22 protein-coding genes are annotated in these 19,885 nt (G+C 64.8%); 8 read left to right on the forward strand and 14 right to left on the reverse strand.

Annotation, left to right across the window (positions count from 1 at the left end):
• Positions 1 to 131 precede the first annotated feature (131 nt).
• From NHF53_RS13510 to NHF53_RS13520, 3 genes are all read right to left on the reverse strand, one after another.
• On the reverse strand, positions 132 to 1,445 hold the full coding sequence (locus NHF53_RS13510) for a sugar ABC transporter substrate-binding protein (protein WP_252834609.1): 1,314 nt from the start codon (positions 1,443 to 1,445) through the stop codon (positions 132 to 134).
• A gap of 193 nt (positions 1,446 to 1,638) precedes the next feature.
• The gene (locus NHF53_RS13515; RefSeq protein WP_114364700.1) at positions 1,639 to 2,592 is read right to left on the reverse strand and encodes an AEC family transporter; all 954 of its coding nucleotides are present in this window, start codon (positions 2,590 to 2,592) and stop codon (positions 1,639 to 1,641) included.
• Positions 2,593 to 2,664: 72 nt separating this feature from the next.
• On the reverse strand, positions 2,665 to 3,915 hold the full coding sequence (locus NHF53_RS13520) for a hypothetical protein (RefSeq protein WP_252834610.1): 1,251 nt from the start codon (positions 3,913 to 3,915) through the stop codon (positions 2,665 to 2,667).
• Positions 3,916 to 4,042: 127 nt separating this feature from the next.
• Between NHF53_RS13520 and NHF53_RS13525 the strand changes: the two genes are divergently transcribed.
• A complete protein-coding gene (locus NHF53_RS13525) occupies positions 4,043 to 5,011 on the forward strand; it encodes a LysR family transcriptional regulator (RefSeq protein ID WP_252834611.1) in 969 nt (322 codons plus the stop codon).
• 116 nt (positions 5,012 to 5,127) lie between these two features.
• Here the strand turns inward: NHF53_RS13525 and NHF53_RS13530 are convergent, their stop codons facing one another.
• The 6 genes from NHF53_RS13530 to NHF53_RS13555 form a co-directional block, all read right to left on the reverse strand.
• Complete coding sequence (locus NHF53_RS13530) at positions 5,128 to 6,180, reverse strand: Gfo/Idh/MocA family protein (protein ID WP_252834612.1); 1,053 nt, start codon at positions 6,178 to 6,180, stop codon at positions 5,128 to 5,130.
• Positions 6,180 to 6,965 (reverse strand): ThuA domain-containing protein, encoded by a 786-nt coding sequence (locus NHF53_RS13535; RefSeq protein ID WP_252834613.1) that lies wholly within the window; start codon positions 6,963 to 6,965, stop codon positions 6,180 to 6,182. Before NHF53_RS13535 ends, NHF53_RS13530 begins: the two co-directional genes overlap by 1 nt.
• 59 nt (positions 6,966 to 7,024) lie before the next feature.
• Positions 7,025 to 8,050 (reverse strand): ABC transporter ATP-binding protein, encoded by a 1,026-nt coding sequence (locus NHF53_RS13540; protein ID WP_252834614.1) that lies wholly within the window; start codon positions 8,048 to 8,050, stop codon positions 7,025 to 7,027.
• Positions 8,051 to 8,061: 11 nt separating this feature from the next.
• Positions 8,062 to 8,889: a carbohydrate ABC transporter permease gene (locus tag NHF53_RS13545; RefSeq protein ID WP_252834615.1), complete on the reverse strand. Its 828-nt coding sequence runs from the start codon at positions 8,887 to 8,889 to the stop codon at positions 8,062 to 8,064.
• Positions 8,889 to 9,875: a carbohydrate ABC transporter permease gene (locus tag NHF53_RS13550; protein ID WP_114364594.1), complete on the reverse strand. Its 987-nt coding sequence runs from the start codon at positions 9,873 to 9,875 to the stop codon at positions 8,889 to 8,891. Before NHF53_RS13550 ends, NHF53_RS13545 begins: the two co-directional genes overlap by 1 nt.
• A 63-nt stretch (positions 9,876 to 9,938) precedes the next feature.
• Positions 9,939 to 11,198, reverse strand: a complete 1,260-nt coding sequence (locus NHF53_RS13555; RefSeq protein ID WP_252834616.1) for an ABC transporter substrate-binding protein — start codon at positions 11,196 to 11,198, stop codon at positions 9,939 to 9,941.
• Between the two features lie 361 nt (positions 11,199 to 11,559).
• Here NHF53_RS13555 and NHF53_RS13560 point away from each other — a divergent pair, with 361 nt between their 5' ends.
• From NHF53_RS13560 to NHF53_RS13580, 5 genes are all read left to right on the forward strand, one after another.
• Positions 11,560 to 12,576 carry a substrate-binding domain-containing protein gene (locus tag NHF53_RS13560; RefSeq protein ID WP_252834617.1) on the forward strand — a complete coding sequence of 339 codons (1,017 nt, stop codon included), beginning with the start codon at positions 11,560 to 11,562 and terminating at the stop codon, positions 12,574 to 12,576.
• The gene (locus NHF53_RS13565; protein WP_252834618.1) at positions 12,576 to 13,418 is read left to right on the forward strand and encodes a PfkB family carbohydrate kinase; all 843 of its coding nucleotides are present in this window, start codon (positions 12,576 to 12,578) and stop codon (positions 13,416 to 13,418) included. Before NHF53_RS13560 ends, NHF53_RS13565 begins: the two co-directional genes overlap by 1 nt.
• Before the next feature lie 102 nt (positions 13,419 to 13,520).
• Positions 13,521 to 13,817 (forward strand): DUF982 domain-containing protein, encoded by a 297-nt coding sequence (locus NHF53_RS13570; RefSeq protein WP_252834619.1) that lies wholly within the window; start codon positions 13,521 to 13,523, stop codon positions 13,815 to 13,817.
• A gap of 351 nt (positions 13,818 to 14,168) precedes the next feature.
• Positions 14,169 to 14,804, forward strand: coding sequence for a DUF1326 domain-containing protein (locus tag NHF53_RS13575; RefSeq protein ID WP_252834620.1), 636 nt, complete (start codon positions 14,169 to 14,171; stop codon positions 14,802 to 14,804).
• The gene (locus NHF53_RS13580) at positions 14,801 to 15,625 is read left to right on the forward strand and encodes a DUF2182 domain-containing protein (protein WP_252834621.1); all 825 of its coding nucleotides are present in this window, start codon (positions 14,801 to 14,803) and stop codon (positions 15,623 to 15,625) included. The genes NHF53_RS13575 and NHF53_RS13580 overlap by 4 nt, the downstream gene beginning before the upstream one ends.
• 31 nt (positions 15,626 to 15,656) lie before the next feature.
• Here the strand turns inward: NHF53_RS13580 and NHF53_RS13585 are convergent, their stop codons facing one another.
• The 5 genes from NHF53_RS13585 to NHF53_RS13605 form a co-directional block, all read right to left on the reverse strand.
• Entirely contained in the window at positions 15,657 to 16,154 is a 498-nt protein-coding gene (locus NHF53_RS13585; protein ID WP_252834622.1) for a DoxX family protein, read from the reverse strand.
• Positions 16,151 to 16,915, reverse strand: a complete 765-nt coding sequence (locus tag NHF53_RS13590) for a DNA-binding domain-containing protein (protein ID WP_252834623.1) — start codon at positions 16,913 to 16,915, stop codon at positions 16,151 to 16,153. The genes NHF53_RS13585 and NHF53_RS13590 overlap by 4 nt, the downstream gene beginning before the upstream one ends.
• A 7-nt stretch (positions 16,916 to 16,922) precedes the next feature.
• Positions 16,923 to 17,777 carry a DUF692 domain-containing protein gene (locus tag NHF53_RS13595; RefSeq protein ID WP_252834624.1) on the reverse strand — a complete coding sequence of 285 codons (855 nt, stop codon included), beginning with the start codon at positions 17,775 to 17,777 and terminating at the stop codon, positions 16,923 to 16,925.
• 104 nt (positions 17,778 to 17,881) lie between these two features.
• Positions 17,882 to 18,163: a DUF2282 domain-containing protein gene (locus NHF53_RS13600; RefSeq protein WP_252834625.1), complete on the reverse strand. Its 282-nt coding sequence runs from the start codon at positions 18,161 to 18,163 to the stop codon at positions 17,882 to 17,884.
• 46 nt (positions 18,164 to 18,209) lie between these two features.
• Entirely contained in the window at positions 18,210 to 18,476 is a 267-nt protein-coding gene (locus NHF53_RS13605; protein WP_252834626.1) for a DUF2282 domain-containing protein, read from the reverse strand.
• A 218-nt stretch (positions 18,477 to 18,694) separates the two neighbouring features.
• On the opposite strand from NHF53_RS13605, the gene NHF53_RS13610 reads away from it, so the two are divergent.
• Complete coding sequence (locus tag NHF53_RS13610) at positions 18,695 to 19,261, forward strand: sigma-70 family RNA polymerase sigma factor (RefSeq protein WP_114364583.1); 567 nt, start codon at positions 18,695 to 18,697, stop codon at positions 19,259 to 19,261.
• Entirely contained in the window at positions 19,248 to 19,883 is a 636-nt protein-coding gene (locus NHF53_RS13615; protein ID WP_252834627.1) for an NrsF family protein, read from the forward strand. The genes NHF53_RS13610 and NHF53_RS13615 overlap by 14 nt, the downstream gene beginning before the upstream one ends.
• The last annotated feature ends 2 nt before the right edge of the window (positions 19,884 to 19,885 follow it).

A 19,885-nucleotide genomic window follows, 5' to 3' on the forward strand; every position in this document is an offset into this window, starting at 1 on the left:
GAGGGCAGTCCCTGTCCGTCGGTTCGTTGATCCTCGATCGGGCTGTTCTCCCCCGCGAGCGGGGGAGAACAGTGCCGATGTCCGCACCGCCCGGACCGCAATCCGGGCGGCGTTGCTTTCGGGAGGTCGAATTACTTGATGTAACCGGCGCGGGTCATTTCGCGCTCGGTGAGGCTCTGCGCCTGGGCAAGCGCATCATCCACCGACATCTGGCCGGCGAGTGCTGCCGAGAAGAGCTGGCCGACCGAGGTGCCGAGGCTCTGGAACTCGGGGATCGCCACGAACTGGACGCCGACATAGGGCACCGGCTTGACGCTCGGGTTCTTCGGGTCGGCCGCGTTGATGGAGTCGAGCGTCATCTTCGCGAAGGGCGCCGCCTTCTGGTATTCCGGGTTCTCGTAGAGCGAGGTGCGGGTGCCGGGAGGAACGTTCGCCCAGCCTTCCTTGGAAGCGACGAGATCGAGATAGCCTTTGCCGGTCGCCCAGGCGATGAACTTTTCCGCGGCTTCCGCCTTCTGCGAGCCTGCCGGGATCGCGAGGTTCCAGGCCCAAAGCCAGTTGCCGCGCTTGCCGAGACCGGTATCCGGGGCGAGGGCGAAGCCGACCTTGTCGGCGACGGTCGAATCCTTCGGATTGGTGACGAAGGACGCAGCCACCGTGGCGTCGATCCACATGCCGCACTTGCCCTGCTGGAAGAGGGCGAGGTTCTCGTTGAAGCCGTTCGAGGAGGCGCCCTGCGGGCCGGCGTCGTTCATCAGCTTGACGTAGAAGTCGAGCGTGTTCTTCCATTCCGGCTGGTCGAACTGCGGCTTCCAGTTTTCGTCGAACCAGCGGGCGCCGAAGGCGTTGGCGGTCGCCGTCAGGAAAGCCATGTTCTCGCCCCAGCCGGCCTTGCCGCGCAGGCAGATGCCGTTGATGCCGTTCTCACGGTCGGTCATCTTGCGCGCCGCATCGGCCACGAAGTCCCAGGTCGGGGCGTCCGGCATGGTGAGCCCGGCCTTCTCCATCAGGTCCTTGCGGTACATGACCATCGAGCTTTCGCCGTAGAAGGGTGCAGCATAGAGCTTGCCGTCGTCGCCGGTGAGACCCGAGCGGATCGCCGGCAGCAGGTCGTTGACGTCATAGTCGGCGCCGAGATTGTCGAGCGGCAGCAGCCAGCCCTGCTTGGCCCAGATCGGAACCTCGTAGGTGCCGATGGTCATGATGTCGTACTGGCCGCCCTTGGTGGCGATGTCGGTCGTCACGCGCTCGCGTAGCACGTTTTCCTCGAGCGTGACCCACTCGACCTTAATGTCGGGGTTCTTGCTGGTGAAATCGTCCGTCAGCCCCTGCATGCGGATCATGTCGCCGTTGTTCACGGTCGCGATCGTCAGCGTCTCGGCCGAGGCGATCCCGGCGAGAGCAAGGGCCGAGCAGGCGCCCAGCAACAAGGTCTTCAATGTCATGTCTTCCTCCCAAATTGAGCATTTGCGCTGTTGATGGGCAAATACTCACTTTGGTGACGAAAAATGTCAATGCAGATTCCATGCTGCAGTGCCGCACGGATCGGTCAACCCGTTGCCGGGACATGAGGATTTTTCCCGGCAGGCATGGGTGGAGGGTGCCCGGAAAAGAGGCTCCTCACCTGCCCGGCGTGGGTCAGGTGCCGAGTTGAGTCCCGAAGATCTGCAGGATGACGGTCAGCGTCAGCACGGTTACCAGCAGCGAAAGGATGATCGCGACGGAGGTCTCCTCGCCGAAATAGCCGTAGCGGCTGGCGAACACATAGGCGCCCGCGCCGATCGGCTGGGCGGCCATGACGACGGCGGTCGCAAACCAGATATCGACGCCGGTTCCGACCAGTGCAAGCAGGACCGCCAGCGTGACAACCGGCTGCAGGACGATCTTGATCAGGGCGGTCGGGCCGACCCATCCGAATTTGGCGGAAAGCGCCTTCCTGGAGATCGGGATGCGGGCGAGCCCGAGACCGAGGGCGAAAAGCGCGGTCGACCCGGCGGCATTCGCGAGGAACTGGGTGAACGACACGGCGACACCCGGCAGGGGAATGCGCAGGAGCGCGAAGGCCGCGCCCGCGAGCACCGCCAGCGTGAGCGGATTCTTGAGCGTCGTCGTCAGGGCGCGCTTCAGGCTGGAGAGCAGCCCTACATTCGTGCGGCCGGCGATGTCGTGGGTGACGATGACCGTCATGATCGCCGGAATGTTGTGGAGGATGGTGGCGATCGCCGCCGGCACCGCCGCCTGCGGGCCGAAGGCAGCGACGAGGATCGGAATGCCCATGTAGCCGGTCGTTCCGTAGCACGACGCCATGCCGACGAGCGAGGATTGCGGCGAGCGGACACCGCGCGTCCAGGCAAGCACGTTGCCGGCGACATAGGCCGCGGCGATGCCAGCGAGGGTGGCGAGCACGAAGCGCCACTGCGCGAGGTCGTTCGGATCGGCACGCGCGACCGCGAGGAAGAGCAGCGCCGGAAGGGCGATGTAGAGGACGTACTCGTTGATCAGCTTTTCGGCTTCCGCGCTGAACTGGTTCCGGCGGCCGAAGAGATAGCCGACCAGGATGACGAGGAAGACCGGGATGACGATCTCAATCATGCAACTCATGCCTTTTTTGGTTCGTCGGAAACCGGCCGCCGCGATGACGCGACGGCCGGATGAAGCGGGCGGTCAGGCGGCGACCGGCCGGGCGCCGCGGCCGTCGAGGAACTGCCGGGCCATGTCGTAGACCCGGTCGGAGAACAACACGTCGTCGTCATAGAAGGTCTCGACCATCCGGCGCAGCGCGCGGTACTCGAAGGCCTTCCTCACGGTGACCTCGTGCATCAGCCCTTCGAGATGGTCGCGGAAACCGGTGGCCATCTCCGAAATGCTGCCCTGGTCGTTGACGCCGAGGTCATGGAAGAGCCGCTCGAGCGTCGGCATGTGCAGGCCGATCCGGTTCAGGAAGTAGCGCGACGCGCTGCTCGCGCCGAGATAGTCGGGAATATTGGTGACCCCCATGTTTTCGCAGTCGACGATATGGCCGCTCGCCGGACGGAAGAGGCTCGGCACCAGGAGGAAGGTCTCCTCGGCGAGCCGGGCCGTTTCCGAAACGGTCTCGTCGTTCAGGTCGCCGCCGGTGATGTGGATGTTCTTCTCGGCGAAGATCTTGCACAGAAGTTCGATGGCCGGCAGGCCGGAGCGGTTGCCGAACTCGGCGAACCCGCCCTCGATCAGGTTGAAGCCGTGATAGATCGAGGCGAGCGCGTTCTGGAGGCCGAAACCGCGGTCGTTGTGGGCGTGCAGGCAGAAATTGGTTTCCGGGTAGTCGTGGCGCAGGTTCGCCGCGAGCACCGCCATCGCCTCGGGATAGATCGTCCCGAGGGAATCGTTGATCCGGACGGTCTCGATCCCCAGTGCCCGCGACCGGTCGATCTGCCGCGTGATGTTGGCGTATGCCGCTTCGCCGATCTCGCCGCCGAAATTGTTGAGGAGGGAGACGCGGAGGCTGTCGAAGCCGAGGCTGCGGAACCGGTCGACCGTTTTCTCGAACAGGCTATGCTCGCTGTCATGGGTGATCATGCCGAAGCTGATGGTGACGTGCCGGCGGAGCGCCTCGGGAAAACGCTCGAACTGTACCATCAGCGGCTCGAAGCAGTTGAGCAGCAGGATGAAGGAGAACTTCTGCCCGTCGATCGCATGCTCTCCTTCGAGCCTTGCCAACACGGCGGCGAGATCGTCCGGATCGTCGGGACCGCTCCCGAAGACCAGATCCCGCACGCCGGACTTCATGATGCTGCGGATCAACGGCAGCTTGTCGATGGTCGGGATGGAAAACATGCAGCGTTCAGCCCCTTCGCGCAGGGTCTCGTCGAGCACGCCGTCAATGCTGAAGTTCGAAAAACGCGGCTTGTGACCAGCCGGAAATGTCATTCCCATGATGGGCTCCTTGGCTATGTAACGTTCGGTGGTACGATCGAAACCATCCTCCCGCATGAAGGGTATTGCGCATTGCAGCATGACGAAAATGAATTATGCTGTGCCAATATGCGAAGGAGGCATTACGATGATCGATTTGCGCAGGCTGACGCTCGAACAGATAAGGGCTTTCGTCGCGGTGGCCGAACACCAAAGCTTCACGAATGCCGCACGATCGCGGATGCGCACGCAGACGGCGCTCACGCGGCAGATCAGGAGCATGGAGGACGCGCTCGGCGAGCGCCTGCTCAAGCGTTCGCGTGGCCATGTCGAAGGGCTGACCGACGCCGGCCAGCGGCTTCTGCCCTTCGCGCTGAAGATCCTTGCCACCGTGGACGACGCCTGGACGAGCCTGCAGCGACCCTCCGTCTCCGGCAGCATCCGGGTCGGCATCATGGATGATATCGACGTCGGCTGGCTGAACGAGCTCGTCAGCCGGTTCAAGGCGAGCCATCCCGACTGCGACGTCCGCGCGATCTCGGACTTCTCCGCCCGGCTGGAACGGCGTCTCGAAAACGGTGAGGTCGACATCGCGATCGTAAAGCAGCTTGTCCCGCCCGAAGCCGCGCCTTCCGCAGGCGTTCTGCGGCGGGAAGCGCTGGTCTGGGCCGCCGGTCCCGGGTTCCGCCCCGACCCGGAACAGCTCCTGCCGCTCGTCGTCTTCCACGAGGGATGCGCCTACCGGCGCCACCTTTTGGAGAGCCTCGAGGACAAGGGCATCCGTTCGCAGGTGGTCTACGAAGGCCAGAGCTATGCGAATGTGCTCGCCGCCGTCCGGGCCGGCTTCGGCATCACCGCACTCGCGGAGAGCCAGGTCGAGGGGGGAGGGCTTCTGCGACTGCAGAGGCTCGACGAGGTGGAACTGGCCGAACTCGGCATGGTCGAGATCGTGCTTCGCCAGGCCTCCGGCCGGTCGAACGCGGCCTTGAAGGCCTTCGCGCGGGCGATCGAGCATCACATGCCGGAAGGCGCAGCCTCCACCGTCTCCGGTTTCCCGCCTTCGGTTTCACAGTTCATCGGCCGTCCGGCTCCGGGCGGGCAGAGCCTCGCGCCGTAGCCGGCGCCGACCGCCTCCGCGGCACAGACGAAAAGACCCCGCGGCAGGAGAGCGCCGCGGGGTCTCACCCCGGAGGTCTGCGGCAGGGGGTGTGCCGCGCGCTCGGGAGGGAGGTTTCAGACGGTCAGTTCGCGCCGTTCGAGCTCGGTGACCATGGCGAGATCGAGGATCTTCTGCAGGTTGGCGGCGTGGCGGAAATTCGGCTCCTGACCACGCCCCTCCTGGATCGCCGCGATGAACTTCTGGTAGTTGGTGGCGACCGGATCGACCGCGATCTCCTTCCACACCGCGAGTTCGACATCCTCCTGCAGACAGGCCCGCAGAACCGAACGATCCGGCCGGTGGATGACCTCGAGCGCGCCTTTGTCGCCGTGAATGCGCAGCCTCAATTCGTTGAGATGGCCCGTCGCCCAGCGGCTTGCGTGGATCACGCCCATCGCACCATTGGTGAACTCGGCCGTCATCGTGAAGCTGTCATTGGCATCGAGATCGTACTCGCCGATCCTGTTGCCGGGCGCCTTCTCGAAGGTCTTCAGCCGCGCGAAGATGTGGTCGATATCGGTCGCTGCACCGTAACCGGCGAAATCGAGGATGTGGATGCCGACATCGCCGAGCACGCCGTTGGAACCGTGCTTCGTCGAGAGACGCCAGAGCCACTGGCTCTCCGTCGACCAGTCGCCCCAGGCCTTGGAGACGAGCCAGCTCTGGAGATAGGAAGCCTCGATGTGGCGTACCTTGCCGATCTCGCCGGCAAGCACCATCTGGCGTGCCTTCTGGACCTGCGCGACGTTGCGGTAGGTGAGGTTCACCATGTTGACGAGGCCGGCGCGTTCGGCGGCCGTCGCCATCTCGTCGGCCTTGCCGTAGGTCTCGGCGAGCGGCTTTTCGCACATCACGTGCTTGCCGGCGGCAATCAGGGGAAGCGTCGTCGGATAGTGGGCGCAATCCGGCGTGACGTTGGTCACGGCATCGAACTCGCCCCAGGCAAGGGCTTCCTCCAGCGAGGTGAAGGTGTTCGGGATGTCGTGGCGGGCGGCGAAGGCACGCGCCTTCGCGAGATCGACGTCAACCGCGGCGACGAGCTGGACATCCGGGATCGTCGCGAAGTTCATGGCATGGGTATTGGCCATGCCGCCGGTTCCGAGGACGAGAAGACGAACGGGCGCCATCAGCGGTATCCTTCCTCGCCGGCCTTGTGGAGTCTCGGGCCGCGTTCGGTGATCGGTTCGAGCGCCTTGTCGACCGGCACGTTCGGCGCCTCGTGGATACCGGCGAACGCCGGCTGCGGATTGTAGGCCCAGCGGACGGCGTTCCCAATCACCTTCTGCACCGTCGCGTCGTGATAGGTGGGGTAGGTTTCGTGACCGGGACGGAAGTAAAAGATATTGCCGGCGCCGCGCCGCCAGGTGAGACCGGAGCGAAAGACCTCGCCGCCGGCGAACCAGGAGATGAAGACCGTTTCCAGCGGCTCCGGCACGGAGAAGAACTCGCCGTACATCTCCTCGTTCTCCAGCACGAAGTTTTCCGGGACGCCGGCGGCGATCGGATGGCCCGGATTGACCGTCCAGATGCGCTCGCGCTCGCCGGCTTCGCGCCATTTCAGGGCGCAGGGCGTGCCCATCAGCCGCTTGAAGGGTTTCGAGAAATGGGCGGAATGCAGGACGATGAGCCCCATGCCTTCCCATACGCGCCTGGCAACGCGCTCGACCACTTCGTCCGCCACCGCGCCGTGATCCTTGTGCCCCCACCAGACGAGCACGTCCGTCTCCTTGAGCCGCGCCTCGGTCAACCCGTGCTCTGGTTCCTGCAGGGTCGCCGTCGACGCGGTGATCGCGTCGTCCGCGTTCAGTGCGGCGGCGATGGTCGTATGCATTCCGTCCGGGTAGATGGCGCGTACCACCTCGTTGACGCGCTCATGGATATTCTCTCCCCAGACAACTGTCCTGATCGTCACGTGACTTCTCCTTGTTCCCGGAACGCCGCCACGGCGCCCCGCATTGCTCTATCTGCCGTTCAGGCGGCACCCTTCATCAGGTTGCGGTGAAGGGCGCGACCGTTGCTGTCGAACCGGTGCAACTCGCTCTCCTGCGGCGATACCGCGACGGTCTCTCCCGGTTTCGGGGTGACGGTGCCCTCCTGCCGGACAACCAGCGGCTCGGCGGCGCCAATGTCGACATAGACATAGCTGTCGGAACCGAGCATCTCCGAATGGACGACCGATCCCCGCCAGCGACCCTCCTCACCGAGCGACAGGTGCTCCGCGCGGATGCCGATCGTGTGGACGCCGAAGTCCTCCGAAAGGCCCCCCGAAAGGAAGTTCATCTTCGGCGAGCCGATGAAGCCGGCGACGAAGAGCGAGTTCGGCCTCTCGTAGAGTTCGAGCGGCGTGCCGATCTGTTCGACCACGCCGTCGCGCAGCACGCAGATGCGGTCGGCGAGCGTCATCGCTTCCACCTGGTCGTGGGTGACGTAGATCATCGTCGTGCCGTGCATGCTGCGATGGAGCTTGGCGATTTCGAGGCGGGTTGCGACCCGCAACGCCGCATCGAGATTGGAGAGCGGCTCGTCGAACAGAAAGACGCGGGGATCGCGCACGATCGCCCGGCCGATCGCCACGCGCTGGCGCCGACCGCCGGAAAGCTGGCGCGGCAGCCGCTCGAGATAGGGCGTCAGCTGCAGCATCTCGGCGGCGTCGCGCACCCTCCGGTCCCGCTCGGCCTTGTCCTGGCCGGCGAGCTTCATGCCGAATGCCATGTTGTCGAACACGGTCATGTGCGGATAGAGCGCGTAGGACTGGAAGACCATGGCGATGCCGCGTCTGGCCGGCGGCAGGCGGTTCATCTCCTCGCCGTCGAAGGCGAGCGTGCCCGAGCTGATATCCTCGAGCCCGGCGATCAGGCGCAGCAGGGTGGACTTGCCGCAGCCAGAGGGGCCGACGAAGACCATGAATTCGCCGGAGCGGACCTCCAGGTCGACACCTTTGATGACTTCGAGCGCGCCGAAGGACTTGCGGACATCGGCAAGCTGGATGTGGGCCATGGGTTCTCCTCCTATCCCTTGACGCCGCCGGCGGTGAGGCCGGAAATGATCCGCCGCTGGAAGATCAGCACGAGAACGACCAGCGGCAGGGTGACGATGACCGAGGCGGCCATGATGCTGCCCCAGGGAATTTCGAACTGGCTGTCGCCCGACAGCATCGCGATGGCGACCGGGACGGTGCGCTGGCTGTCGGACGAGGTGAAGGTCAAAGCGAACAGGAATTCGTTCCAGGCGGCGATGAAGGCGAGAAGGCCGGTGGTAACAAGGGCCGGCCACATCAGCGGCATGAAGACCTGTGTGACGATCACCCACGACGAGGCGCCGTCGACGATCGCCGCCTCCTCGATCTCGATCGGCAGTTCTCGCATGAAGGTGGTGAGCACCCAGACCGTGAAGGGCAGGGTGAAGATCATGTAGGAGAAGACGAGCGCGATCGGCGTGTTGAACACCCCGAACCAGCGGACGAGCTCGAAGAGACCGGCGAGTACGGCGATCTGCGGGAACATCGAAACGCCGAGGATGGTCAGCAGAAGCAGGCCGCGCCCACGGAACCGCACCCTCGCAAGCGCGTAGGCCGCGGTGATGGCGAGCAGCAGCGAGATCATCACCACCAGTGTCGAGATCAGCAGCGAATTGCCGAGATTGCGCAGGAAGCTGCCGCGCGACAGCACGGCGACATAGTTGGACAACGTGATGGACCGCGGCCAGTAGCTGACGTCGAAGAGGGAACTGCCGGGTTTGAGGCTGGTGATGACGGCATAGTAGAACGGAAAGACCGAGACCACGACGATGACAGTGACGAGAAGGTAGAAGGCGGATTGCCGGACGATGGTGGGCATCAGCGTTCACCTCCCGACAGATTGACGCGACCGAAACGGATGTAGAGCACGGTGATCGTCGCGATGATCAGGAAGAGCATGGTCGAGGCGGCCGCGCCGTAGGCGAACTTGTCGAACTCGAAGAGGTTCTCGCGCGCCATGACCGACATGGTCTTGGTGCGGGCGTTGTTCGGCGTCAGCACGTAGATGAGGTCGAAGATCCGCATCGCGTCGAGCATGCGGAAGATGACGGCGACCATCAGCGCGGGGCGGATGAGCGGCAGCGTGATGCGCCAGAAGACTTTGACCGGATGGACGCCGTCGATCTTCGCGGCCTCGTAGATGTCCTGCGGCACCATCTGCAGGCCGGCGAGGATGAGGAGCGCCATGAACGGTGTCGTCTTCCAGACGTCGACGATCAGCACGGCGACCATGGCCGTCTGCGGATCGGCGGTCCAGGCGATCTTCTGGCTGATCAGGCCGAGGCTCAGGAAGATCTCGTTGAGAATGCCGAACTGGTCGTTGAGCATCCAGGCCCACATCTTCGCCGAGACGATCGTCGGGATGGCCCAGGGAATGAGGATGGCCGCGCGGACGATCCCGCGTCCGGGAAAGCGCGCGTTGAGGACGAGGGCGACGACGAGGCCGAGCATCGTTTCGACGGTGACGGAGATCAGCGTGAAGCGCAACGTGTTCCAGACGGCACCCCACCAAGCGGGATCGACGAGCAGTCCGCGATAGATGGTGCGGCCGCTCTTCAGGGTGGTCCAGCTCAGGTAATTGTCGAAGCCGACGAATTCCGCCGCGCCGAGATTGGTGAGGGTGGCGTTGGTGAAGCTGAAGGAAATGGTCCGGATCAGCGGCCAGCCAGCGACGAGGGCAAGCACCAGAAGCGTCGGCGCCAGAAAGGTCCATGCGGAACGGATGCGCTGGGCGCTGAGATCGGAACCGGCGGCAGCCCTGGCGGGCCGATGCAGCGCGGGGCGGTCGAGCGTGAGATTGGTCATGAGCGATCCTCGGGAACAGCCAAAGTCAGGCCGGGCGGCGGGGACGGCCGCCCGGCCCGCGGATCACCAGGAACTGCCCTTCAGTTCCGTCAGTTCGACCTCGAGCAATTCGAGATTTTCAGCCGCCGAGCCCGATCCCGACAACGTGTTGTGGACCGCGCTCCAGAACCGCGAGGAGACTTCGTTGTACTTCATCTTGGTGGCCGCCGACGGCCGCGGCACGGCATCCTGGAAGATCGGCTTCCAGTTCGGCATGAAGGGCTGGGCCGCGGCGATGTCCGGGTCGTCGTAAAGGGCCTTCAAGGTCGGAAGCAACGAATTCTCGACCGCGCGGCGCTTCTGCACCTCCGCCGAGGTCAGAAACTTGACGAGAGCAATCGCCGCCTCCTGCTCGTGGGAATATTTCGAGACGGCGAGGTTCCAGCCGCCGAGGGTGGAGGAGGGCTTGTCGCCGATGGCTGCCACCGGCAGCGGGGCAACGTCGAACTTGCCCTTCACCGCGCTGTCGTCGCCGTTGCCGAGGGCGTAGGCGTAGGGCCAGTTGCGCATGAAGACCGCATTGCCGGTCTGCCAGACGCCACGGGCCTCCTCCTCCTGGTAGGAGAGGACGCCGGGCGGCGAAATGGTGCCGATCCAAGATTTCGCCTGTTCGAGCGCGGCCGCCGCCTTCTCGTTGTTGACGGAAATTGTACCGTCCGGCTCGACGATCTGGCCGCCGCCGGAGGACTTGATCCATTCGAGCGCATCGCAGGTGAGACCTTCATAGGCATTCGCCTGGAAGACGAAGCCCCACATGTCCTTCCGGCCCGCCGCGCGTTCCTTGTCCTGGACTTCCTGCGCGGTGGCGGCGAGTTCCTCCCAGGTCTTCGGAACGGCCTTGCCGTATTTCTCCAGCAGGTCCTTGCGGTAGTAGAGCGCCGGCGCGTCGGTGAACATCGGCATGGCGACGAGCCGGCCGTCGACGGTCTGCGAGGCGATGATCGAGGGGAAGAACTGGTCGGCAATGTCGCTCGCCGCCGGCTTGAGGTCGATGAACTGGTCAGCGAGCTGTGGCGCCCAGACGACGTCGATCTGGTAGACGTCGACGTCGGAATTGCCGGCGGCGAGCCACAGGCGGAACTGCGCGAACTGTTCCGAACTCGAGGGCGGCATGGTCACCAGCGTGACCTTGTGGCCGGTCTGCTGCTCGAACTCCCCGAAGAGCTTCTGCAGGAAATCGAGATTCTTGCCGGTGGAATGGGCCGCAACCGTGACGTCGGCGGCCTGCGCGGCACCGCATAGTGCCATGGCTGCAACCACGGCGGCACTCAACAGCTTTTTCATGCGTTTCTCCTCCCAGAAAAACCAGATGCCAAGGCTGCATCTCAGCAAAATTGAAAGCGCTTTGGTCTCGCGACTGTGGCAAAAATCATGACTGGAGTCAAATGAGGGGAGCGCCGTCGCTGCATGGGAATGCCAAACAATTGATTTTAGGCGGATTTACTCGCTCAGAGAAGTATGGCGTCGTCCGTGGGCGATGCGATGCAAAAGTCCCTCCCCTTCTATTTGTATGGGTTTTTGTAACCGCTTTCGATTCCTTGCTGCCGCCATCTTGCGTGGGGCCGCGGGAGCGTGGGATAAGCCCTTTGACGGACGCCGATGCGAGCGGCGCCGACGCGATGTCTCCGGAGGAACCTGCCGCGGAATGAAGCTCAAGGAATTTGCCGAACACATAGGGCTTTCGCCGACCACCGTCAGCCGGGCGCTCGGCGGCTATCCGGAGGTGAACGCGGAAACCCGCGCCCGCGTCGTCGAGGAGGCGGCCCGGCTCGGCTACCGCCCCAACATCAACGCCGTCAGGCTTGCGACCGGCCGGGTGGGCGCGATCGGCGTCGTCATGAGCAAGACAGGCGAATACCAGTTCACGGAATTCATGAGCGGGATTGCGGAACGGCTGAGCGACGAGGATATCGACATCCTGGTGACGCCGATGGCGGAGCAGGACCTGCAGAGCGAGCTGCAGGTCTTCCGGCGGCTGGCGGAAAGCCGGCGTGTCGACGCGGTGATCGTCCACGCGCCGCGGCCAAAGGACGAGCGCATCGCCCTGCTGCACAAGATGCAGATGCCCTTCATCGTGCATGGCCGGTCGGAAACGACCGTGCCGCACGCCTGGCTCGACATCGACAACGAGGGCGCCGTCCGCCGGGCAACCGAGCACCTGCTCGACCTCGGGCACCGGCGGATCGCCATGATCAACGGACGCGAGGGCCTCACCTTCACGCTCCACCGCGACGCCGGCTACCGCAAGGCGCTCGAGGCGCGGGGGATCGCCTTCGATCCCAAGCTCGTGTCGCACGGCATCTTCACCGACGAAGTGGGCTTCCGCTTCGCCCGCTCCGCGCTCGAGCAGACACCGCGCCCGACCGCCTTCGTCGCCGGCTCGATGATGACGGCGCTCGGCGTCTATCGTGCCGCACGCTCGCTGAACCTGAGGGTCGGCGAGGACATCTCCGTCATCGCCCACGACGACGTCTTTCCCTATCTCACCGCCGACAATATGGCGCCGTCGCTGTCGACCACCCGCTCATCGATCCGGGCAGCGGGCACGCGGGTCGCCGATCTCCTGCTCCAGATGCTCGGCGGGCGCGACCCGACCGATATCCACGAGCTCTGGCCGGTCGAGCTCATCCTGCGGGAATCGACAAGACCGAGGAACGCCTGATGGACATCGTCGTCGTCGGCAACGTGAACCACGACCACATCTGGCGGATCACCGAGCCGCTGCGCCCCGGCGGGCGGATTTCCTTCAGCGACCGCAGCCTGCGCCTCGGGGGCGGCGGCTATTATACCGGACGGCGGCTGATCGACTTCGGGCACCGGGTGACGCTGGTCGCCTCGCTTGCGCATGACGCGCACGGCCTCGATGCGTTGCGGGAACTTGCGGCACTCGGCTTCGTCACCGATCACGTGACGTTGACGGAAGGCAGGACCGAGTTCGCCGAAATCCTCCTCGATCCGGCGGGCGAGCGCACGATCCTCGGAAGCATCCACAAGGCGGCGCGGACCGTCGAGCTCTCCGAACCACTCCCGGGGGATGCCTTCTACGTCAACGGGACGCAATTGCCGGACACCCTGATCACCGCGCTCAGGCAGGCGCCGCTCGTCGTGTCGCAGTTTCCGCTGCGCTCAGTGACGCCGCGTCCTGCGGACGTCATCGTCGGCTCGATCGCCGATTTCCCGGGCGAGCGCCTCGACGAAGTCTGGGAGCGGGCGCGGGGAATTGCCGGCGAACGGCTGAAAAATCTGCTGCTGACCGACGGCCCGAACAGCATCACCATTCACGATGGGCGGCAGACGACCGAAGTCCGCCTGACGGACGCGGTGACGACGGCCGATACCATCGGCGCCGGCGACAGCTTCAGCGGCGCGCTCCTGCACTATCTGCTGCTCGGTCGATCGATTTACGAGGCGGCCTCCGAGGCGGGCCGCGCGACTGCCGACTGGTTGCGGCGGCGTGACGCAGAGCGTGCCAAAATCCCCGGAATGCCGGCCTTCGAGTCCTGACAGGCCACCCGACGTCTCTTGCAGGGGCGCTTGCGTTTGATCGCGGTCAAAGCGACGACTCGTCTTTGCCTCCACGACAGTCCTCGCGAACCGGAGGACAAGATGAGCATCTACGATCTCTACTGGACGAAGCCCGTCGAAATCAGAATGCAGTGCGGGCTGAAACGAAGCTTCCGTCACCCCTACGACGCTCTCGACTTCCTCGAATCCGAATGGCCGACACGGCATGGCGCTGCCTATCGCCGCGCCGTGCTCTGGTGCGGCCAATCGCTCGAAACGGAGCAACTGGCGGGCCTCGCGCGCTGCTCCTTCATGACGGCGGCCCGTGAGGCCGGAATGCTGGTTCCCGGCAAGCCCGAGCGGCGGTGCGGCACGGTCGCAGCACCGCATCACTGGTGACGTTCGACGCTTCCGGTGCGGGAGGGTGGATGCAGTCAGGATTGTGCGCACACTGATCAAGAGCAGGTACGGCGGCTTGCCGGCAGCATGACGTCAATTGCAGCATATATTAGCTAATGCTTTCGGGCGACTTCTGCGACCACCGCGAAAGGTGTAGACTTCTCCTTTACGGCAAAAACCTGCCAACCGGCATGGGAGCGTGTTGCGCGTCCTGTCGAGCACGATCCACGAACCAGCGTCCGATCCGATCCCATTGGATCTGAAGGACACATATGGCCAGTTCAACGCCATACATCATACCGGCAGGGGAGCGGTCCGCCAGAACATGTAAATCAAGAAAGGGAGGCGACAATGACCGAGACAAAATGGGCCATCAAAGGCCGCGAATTCATCCACTGCAACTGTGATTACGGGTGTCCGTGCCAGTTCAATTCTCGTCCCACCAAAGGCGGCTGTGACGCTGTCGGCTTTGTCGATATCGAAGAGGGATATCATGGGGATACGAAGCTCGGCGGACTGACGATCGGCATCATCGCCTCGTGGCCCGGCGCCATTCATGAGGGCAGGGGGCAGGTCGTGCCCATCGTCGACGAGCGTGCATCGCCCGAACAGCGAGAAGCGCTGTTGCGCATCATGAGCGGTCTGGACACCGAGCCCGGCGCCACCTTTTTCCAGGTCTTTTCGGCGACGTTTGAAAAGGTCCACGAACCGGTTTTCGCAAAAATCGATTTCGAGATCGACGTCGACGGTCGCACCGCGAGAGTGGCCGTTCCGGGTTGGGTCGAGGCGCGCGGCGAACCGATCCGCAATCCCGTGACCGGCGATGCGCATCGTGCGCGGATCAACCTGCCGCAGGGCTTCGAGTACGATGTGTGCGAGGTCGGGCGAGGCTGGGGCGAGACAAAGGGACCTCTGGCGCTTTCGCTGAATGACTCGCACGCACACTTCTCGCGGTTGAACATGACCGAAAGCGGTGTTGTCCATTGAGTACGACGACGGATACGCCGCTCGAGGCTGTGCTACGGCGCGATGGACTGATCATCGCAACGTCCATCGCCGCCCTTACCGTGCTCGCATGGGCCTATATCCTGCGGCTTGCCGCGGGCATGACCATGGGCGGCATGGACATGATGGGCTATCGCATGATCTCGAACGGCTTCGAGATGGCGATGGCGCCGGCGCAGCAGGCGTGGACGGCCGGCGATTTCGCTTTGATGTTCGCCATGTGGACGGTGATGATGATCGGCATGATGACGCCGTCGGCGGCGCCGATGATCCTCATCTACGCACGCACGGGCAGGATGGCCGCCGCGTCTGCCAAGCCCTTTGCCGCAACCGGTTGGTTCGTGACCGGATACCTGGCTGTGTGGAGCGGGTTTGCTCTCGCGGCAACGACGGCCCAATGGGCGCTTGAACGGCTGGCTCTGCTCAGTCCGGACATGGCGAGCACGAACAACGTTCTGGGCGGCGTGATCCTGATCGCAGCCGGGCTTTACCAGTGGCTGCCGCTGAAGCAGGCCTGCCTGTCGCAATGCCAGTCGCCCCTGCTGTTCATTCAGCGTTTCGGCGGATTTCGCCGCGGCGCGACCGGAGCCTTCAAGATGGGCGCCACGCACGGGGTCTATTGCCTCGGCTGCTGCTGGGCGCTGATGGCTCTCCTCTTCGTCGGCGGCGTGATGAATCTCGTGTGGATCGCGGCGCTCGCCGTCTTCGCCCTCGCGGAGAAGCTCATGCCGGCGGGGCGGCTGCTCTCGCGGGTGGCGGGGATCGGCCTGCTGGCGGCCGGTCTGCGCCTGCTCGTCATGTGAGCTTGCGATCCATTTCTCGTGTCCCTGGCTCTCAGCGCATGTGAGGCCGATTGCCTGCCATCGCCGGCGGCACGGCACTTCCGTGCCACCATCGCCCGAGCAAGTGGTCCAGCGAAACGACGCCCGGGCCGCGGAGGACGATCACCAGCAGGCAGACCGCCCATGTTCCATGCGTCGGCCAAGCGCCGGGATAGACGAAGATCTGGATGACCGTCGTCATCGCGAGAAGCGCGAGTGCCGAGAGCCGGCTCAAGAAGCCGACGACCAGCAGCAGGGGAAAGAAATGCTCCGCCGCCGCTGCAAGATGGGCGGCAAGCCAGGGGTCGATCAGCGGCAGCCGGTATTCGTTCTCGAAGAGGTAGACGGCGCTGTCGGTGACCGTCCAGCCGTCGACCTTGGTCTGGCCCGATTGCCAGAAGACCGCAGCGATCGAGACCCGGGCGAGGAGAGCAAGGAACGAGTGGGGGATCATCTCGGCGAGAGAGACCGCCCGCGCATGGAGCGCGACGGCAGATGCGACGAATGTCATGGCAATTCCTCCGGGGCCTCTATGGCCGTGAAAAGACCGGCTTCGAAGAGGCCGGCGAGATTGGCAGGAAGATCGAAATCAGCGCTTGCTTCCAGGGCCCGGACCGCCGCTTCGCCGAGCGGGGCGCCGTCGGCAAGGCTCTGCAGGAAGACGGCGCCGCCGGGGGGCAGCCGCCGTACTTCGACGAGCATTTCCGGCCGGACGACGACGGCATCCTCGCCAATCCAGACGGTGATCGGCGCAGGTTCGGCCTCTCCCACGTTCATCGTCCAGATGGTGACGACCGGATGGGACGAGCGCAGGATCGCGAGCGACGGGTGAGGCCGGAAACGCAGTGACACCAGCCTTTCCGGCGGGACTGCGGCCAGTGTGGCCGGATCGAGAGGCTCGGCATCCGCCGCGTGATAGGCGCGGGAGCGGGCGATCTCCAGCCGCGCGACATCGGCGAGATAGGGCAGCGATGCCGCCGGTTCGAAATCTTCGATGAAGGCCGGCAGGTCGTCGCCGTAGGCGAGCAGAAGCGGGCTCAGGGGTGGATGAGCGGCGATGAACGCGCGCGCCATGGCAGCGAAGAAGTCCGCGCCGACAAGCTTCTCCACGACCGGGAAACGGCTCTGCAGGGCCGCGGTCAATCCGACCATGACATTGTTGCGGTAGACGCCGAAGCGGCGGTCCGGCGCGCCGTTCCAGGACGTCAGCCCGTCGGGAGCGGAGGGATCGGTCGAGACCAGCGCGGCCGAGAAGATGGCTTGTGACGTCATGGCAGCCTCACGACGCTCTGGCGAGCGCGGCGTGATCGAGGATGCACCCCGCCGCTTCCGCCTCGGCGCGCAGGGTTGCCCAGTCCGGCACGTCGTTGTCCCATTCGATGAGGGTCGCGACGGGTCCGGTGCGGGCGATCGTCCGCGCGTAGAGGGCCCAGACCGGGTCATGGACCGGCGTGTCGTGGCTGTCGATCAACAGCGGGGCGCCATGGTCGTCGACGGTCGCGGAATGGCCGCTCAGATGAATCTCGCGCACATGGGCGAGCGGAAAGCGGTCGAGGTAGTCCCGCGCATCGAGATTGTGGTTGGTCGCGGCGACGAAGACGTTGTTGATGTCGAGCAGGAGACCGCAACCGGTGCGGCGCACGACCTCGGCGAGGAACGCCGTCTCCTCGATCGTGCTCTCCTCGAACAGAAGATAGGTCGCCGGGTTTTCGAGCAGCATCTGGCGCCCGAGTGCTTCCTGTACCTGCGAGACGTGTTCGGCGGCGGTCGCGAGCGTCGCTTCCGTGTAGGGGAGGGGAAGGAGATCGTTGTAGAAATTCTCGCCGTGGCTCGACCAGGCGAGATGTTCGGAGAAACTCTCCGGTTCGTAGCGGTCGCAGAGCGTCCTGAGCCGCGCGAGGTGATCGCGGTCGAGCGGCTGCGTTGCACCGATCGACAGGCCCACGCCGTGGATCGACAGGGCGTAATCGGCCCTGAGCTTGCCGAGGCGGGCATGCGGCGGCCCGCCGGCGCCCATGTAGTTCTCGGCATGGACCTCGAAGAAGCCCAGAGGCTGCCGGGCGGTGTCGATGTCGTGAAAGTGCTCCGGCTTGAAGCCGACGCCGGGGCGGGGCGGTAGTCGTGAGGCTCGCATCGGTCAGACTCCTTTGATATCGACGAAACCTGCCCCTCACCGGTGCTTTCGGATCGTGTCCGTCGGAGGACGGGCGGCAACCGGCGAGGGGCGGGATGCAAGGCTTAGACGGGGGCAGGGCCCTGGGTCAGCGTGCCGTGACCGCCGGGCGTCTTGATCGTCTCGCAGGTTCCGGCAGGCACCAGCTTCCAGGCATTCTGCTGGTAATCGATCTTGGACGTGCCGGCACAGGTGGTGCCGGGGCCGGCGGCGCAGTCGTTCTGGCCCTTGAGGGCGACGCCGTAGCATTTCTCCTTCGCGTCGGCGGCCGCGGCCGGTGCAGCGGACGCGGCAGCAATGGCGGCGGCGACGGAGGCTGCAAGAAGCGTGGGGGTAAGCAGATTCATGTCGGGACTTCCTTGTCGTAGATTGTTGGAGACGTCGGGACGCTCATCAGGCCGGGGTGACGGAACCCATGCCGGCGGGCGTCTTGATCGTCGTGCAGGTGCCGGCCGGCACGAGCTTGAAGGATGCCTTGTCGTAGTCGATCGACTGCTGACCGGCGCAGTCGTGCTTGCCGGCGGCGCAGTCGTTCTGGCCCTTGAGCGCGATGCCGTAGCACTTCTCCGTGGTCTCGGCGGCGGACGCCGGTACGGCAATCGATGCGAGAGCCGAAGCAATCGCGCCGGTCAGTGCAAGTGTTGCGATAGACTTTTTCATCGTTCTGTCTCCTTTGAGGGTGCTGGCCGAGGATCGGCTGCAAAAGGGACTACGGTGCGGTTCGTCGCATTGTTACAGGAGGGTGCCGTTTTTTCGTGAGGGAGGGAAATTTTCCGGCGACGCACGGGAAGTTGACCGGGACGAGAGGAAATTTGACGAATTTTCTCTTCCGATCTGTAATAAAGGCGCTGGCCGCTGCGTAGGGGGAATGAGAAGGCTTGTCGACCAGAGCAAGAGAAGAGCAATGGGCCGAATGGATGCGGGCAGCGATCGCCGGCGACGGCCGTGCCTATCAGGCGTTCCTGACGGGCGTGACCCCGCATCTCAGGGCGCTGGCGCTCAACGGATGCGACCGGTTCGGTGCGCCGAAGGGCGAGGCGGAGGATGTGGTGCAGGAAGTGTTGCTCGCCGTGCATCTGAAGCGCGGCACATGGGATCCGGACCGGCCGATCGGTCCGTGGCTTTCGGCGATCGTCCGCAACAAGCTGATCGACGCCCTGAGGCGGCGGGGCAGGCGAACGAATGTGCCGATCGAGCACGTGGTGGACATTCTGACCGCAAACGAGACTGCCGACGCAACGACCGACCTCGGCGATGCGGAACGGCTGATTGCCAGGTTGCGGCCGCCCCAGGACGAAATCGTGCGCCTGTCGCTCCAGGGGAAGGATGCCCGCGAGATGGCAGGCCGGCTCGATATGTCGGAAGGGGCCGTGCGCGTCGCCCTCCACCGGGCGCTCAAGACGCTGGCGAAGCTATACCGGAGTGGTGTCGATGAAGACGAGTGAACTCATCTCCCTGATTGCGGCGGACGCGCCGAGCGTCCGGCCACTCGGCCGCGCCGTGTGGCTGGCCGTTGCCGCGGGGATCTGCGCCTCGCTTCTGCTGATGCTCGCCACGATCGGTCTTCGCGACGATATCGCAACCGCGATCGAGACCGCGCGGGTCGCCTTCAAGATCGGCATGACCTTGCTGCTCGCTGCCCTTTCGACCGCGCTCGTCTTCCGCGTCGGCCGGCCGGGCGCCTCGCTCGGCGTGCAGCTGTCGGCGTTGCTTCTGCCTCTCTTCCTGCTCGCCGGCGCCGTCGGCGCCGAACTCTACGTGTCTCCGGCAAGCACCTGGGGCCGGAAGCTGGTCGGCGAAAACGCCGCCTTCTGCATCTTCTTCATCCCGGTGCTTTCTGCCGCTCCGCTGGTCGGCCTGATGGCCGCACTCAAGCGGGGAGCCCCTGACAATCCGACCTTCGCAGGCGCGGCGGCGGGCCTCGCCTCCGGCTCGATCGCGGCGGCGATCTATGCCTGGCACTGCCCGGACGACAGCCCGCTCTTCGGCGCCACCTGGTACATGCTGGCAATCGCGATCGTCGTCCTTGCCGGGGCATTCCTAGGCCGGCGGCTTCTTCGCTGGTAGGA

Source organism: Ciceribacter sp. RN22, from assembly GCF_024054295.1.
GTDB lineage: Bacteria > Pseudomonadota > Alphaproteobacteria > Rhizobiales > Rhizobiaceae > Allorhizobium > Allorhizobium lividum.

What these genes read in the sequence shown, in the direction of transcription:
- NHF53_RS13575 (WP_252834620.1), top strand. Translation starts at nt 14,169, where the DNA reads ATGACCGAGACAAAATGGGCCATCAAAGGCCGCGAATTCATCCACTGC.
- NHF53_RS13565 (WP_252834618.1), top strand. Translation starts at nt 12,576, where the DNA reads ATGGACATCGTCGTCGTCGGCAACGTGAACCACGACCACATCTGGCGG.
- NHF53_RS13560 (WP_252834617.1), top strand. Translation starts at nt 11,560, where the DNA reads ATGAAGCTCAAGGAATTTGCCGAACACATAGGGCTTTCGCCGACCACC.
- NHF53_RS13515 (WP_114364700.1), bottom strand. Translation starts at nt 2,592, where the DNA reads ATGATTGAGATCGTCATCCCGGTCTTCCTCGTCATCCTGGTCGGCTAT.
- NHF53_RS13555 (WP_252834616.1), bottom strand. Translation starts at nt 11,198, where the DNA reads ATGAAAAAGCTGTTGAGTGCCGCCGTGGTTGCAGCCATGGCACTATGC.
- NHF53_RS13520 (WP_252834610.1), bottom strand. Translation starts at nt 3,915, where the DNA reads ATGGGAATGACATTTCCGGCTGGTCACAAGCCGCGTTTTTCGAACTTC.
- NHF53_RS13570 (WP_252834619.1), top strand. Translation starts at nt 13,521, where the DNA reads ATGAGCATCTACGATCTCTACTGGACGAAGCCCGTCGAAATCAGAATG.
- NHF53_RS13525 (WP_252834611.1), top strand. Translation starts at nt 4,043, where the DNA reads ATGATCGATTTGCGCAGGCTGACGCTCGAACAGATAAGGGCTTTCGTC.
- NHF53_RS13530 (WP_252834612.1), bottom strand. Translation starts at nt 6,180, where the DNA reads ATGGCGCCCGTTCGTCTTCTCGTCCTCGGAACCGGCGGCATGGCCAAT.
- NHF53_RS13545 (WP_252834615.1), bottom strand. Translation starts at nt 8,889, where the DNA reads ATGCCCACCATCGTCCGGCAATCCGCCTTCTACCTTCTCGTCACTGTC.
- NHF53_RS13600 (WP_252834625.1), bottom strand. Translation starts at nt 18,163, where the DNA reads ATGAATCTGCTTACCCCCACGCTTCTTGCAGCCTCCGTCGCCGCCGCC.
- NHF53_RS13615 (WP_252834627.1), top strand. Translation starts at nt 19,248, where the DNA reads ATGAAGACGAGTGAACTCATCTCCCTGATTGCGGCGGACGCGCCGAGC.
- NHF53_RS13605 (WP_252834626.1), bottom strand. Translation starts at nt 18,476, where the DNA reads ATGAAAAAGTCTATCGCAACACTTGCACTGACCGGCGCGATTGCTTCG.
- NHF53_RS13585 (WP_252834622.1), bottom strand. Translation starts at nt 16,154, where the DNA reads ATGACATTCGTCGCATCTGCCGTCGCGCTCCATGCGCGGGCGGTCTCT.
- NHF53_RS13590 (WP_252834623.1), bottom strand. Translation starts at nt 16,915, where the DNA reads ATGACGTCACAAGCCATCTTCTCGGCCGCGCTGGTCTCGACCGATCCC.
- NHF53_RS13510 (WP_252834609.1), bottom strand. Translation starts at nt 1,445, where the DNA reads ATGACATTGAAGACCTTGTTGCTGGGCGCCTGCTCGGCCCTTGCTCTC.
- NHF53_RS13540 (WP_252834614.1), bottom strand. Translation starts at nt 8,050, where the DNA reads ATGGCCCACATCCAGCTTGCCGATGTCCGCAAGTCCTTCGGCGCGCTC.
- NHF53_RS13595 (WP_252834624.1), bottom strand. Translation starts at nt 17,777, where the DNA reads ATGCGAGCCTCACGACTACCGCCCCGCCCCGGCGTCGGCTTCAAGCCG.
- NHF53_RS13550 (WP_114364594.1), bottom strand. Translation starts at nt 9,875, where the DNA reads ATGACCAATCTCACGCTCGACCGCCCCGCGCTGCATCGGCCCGCCAGG.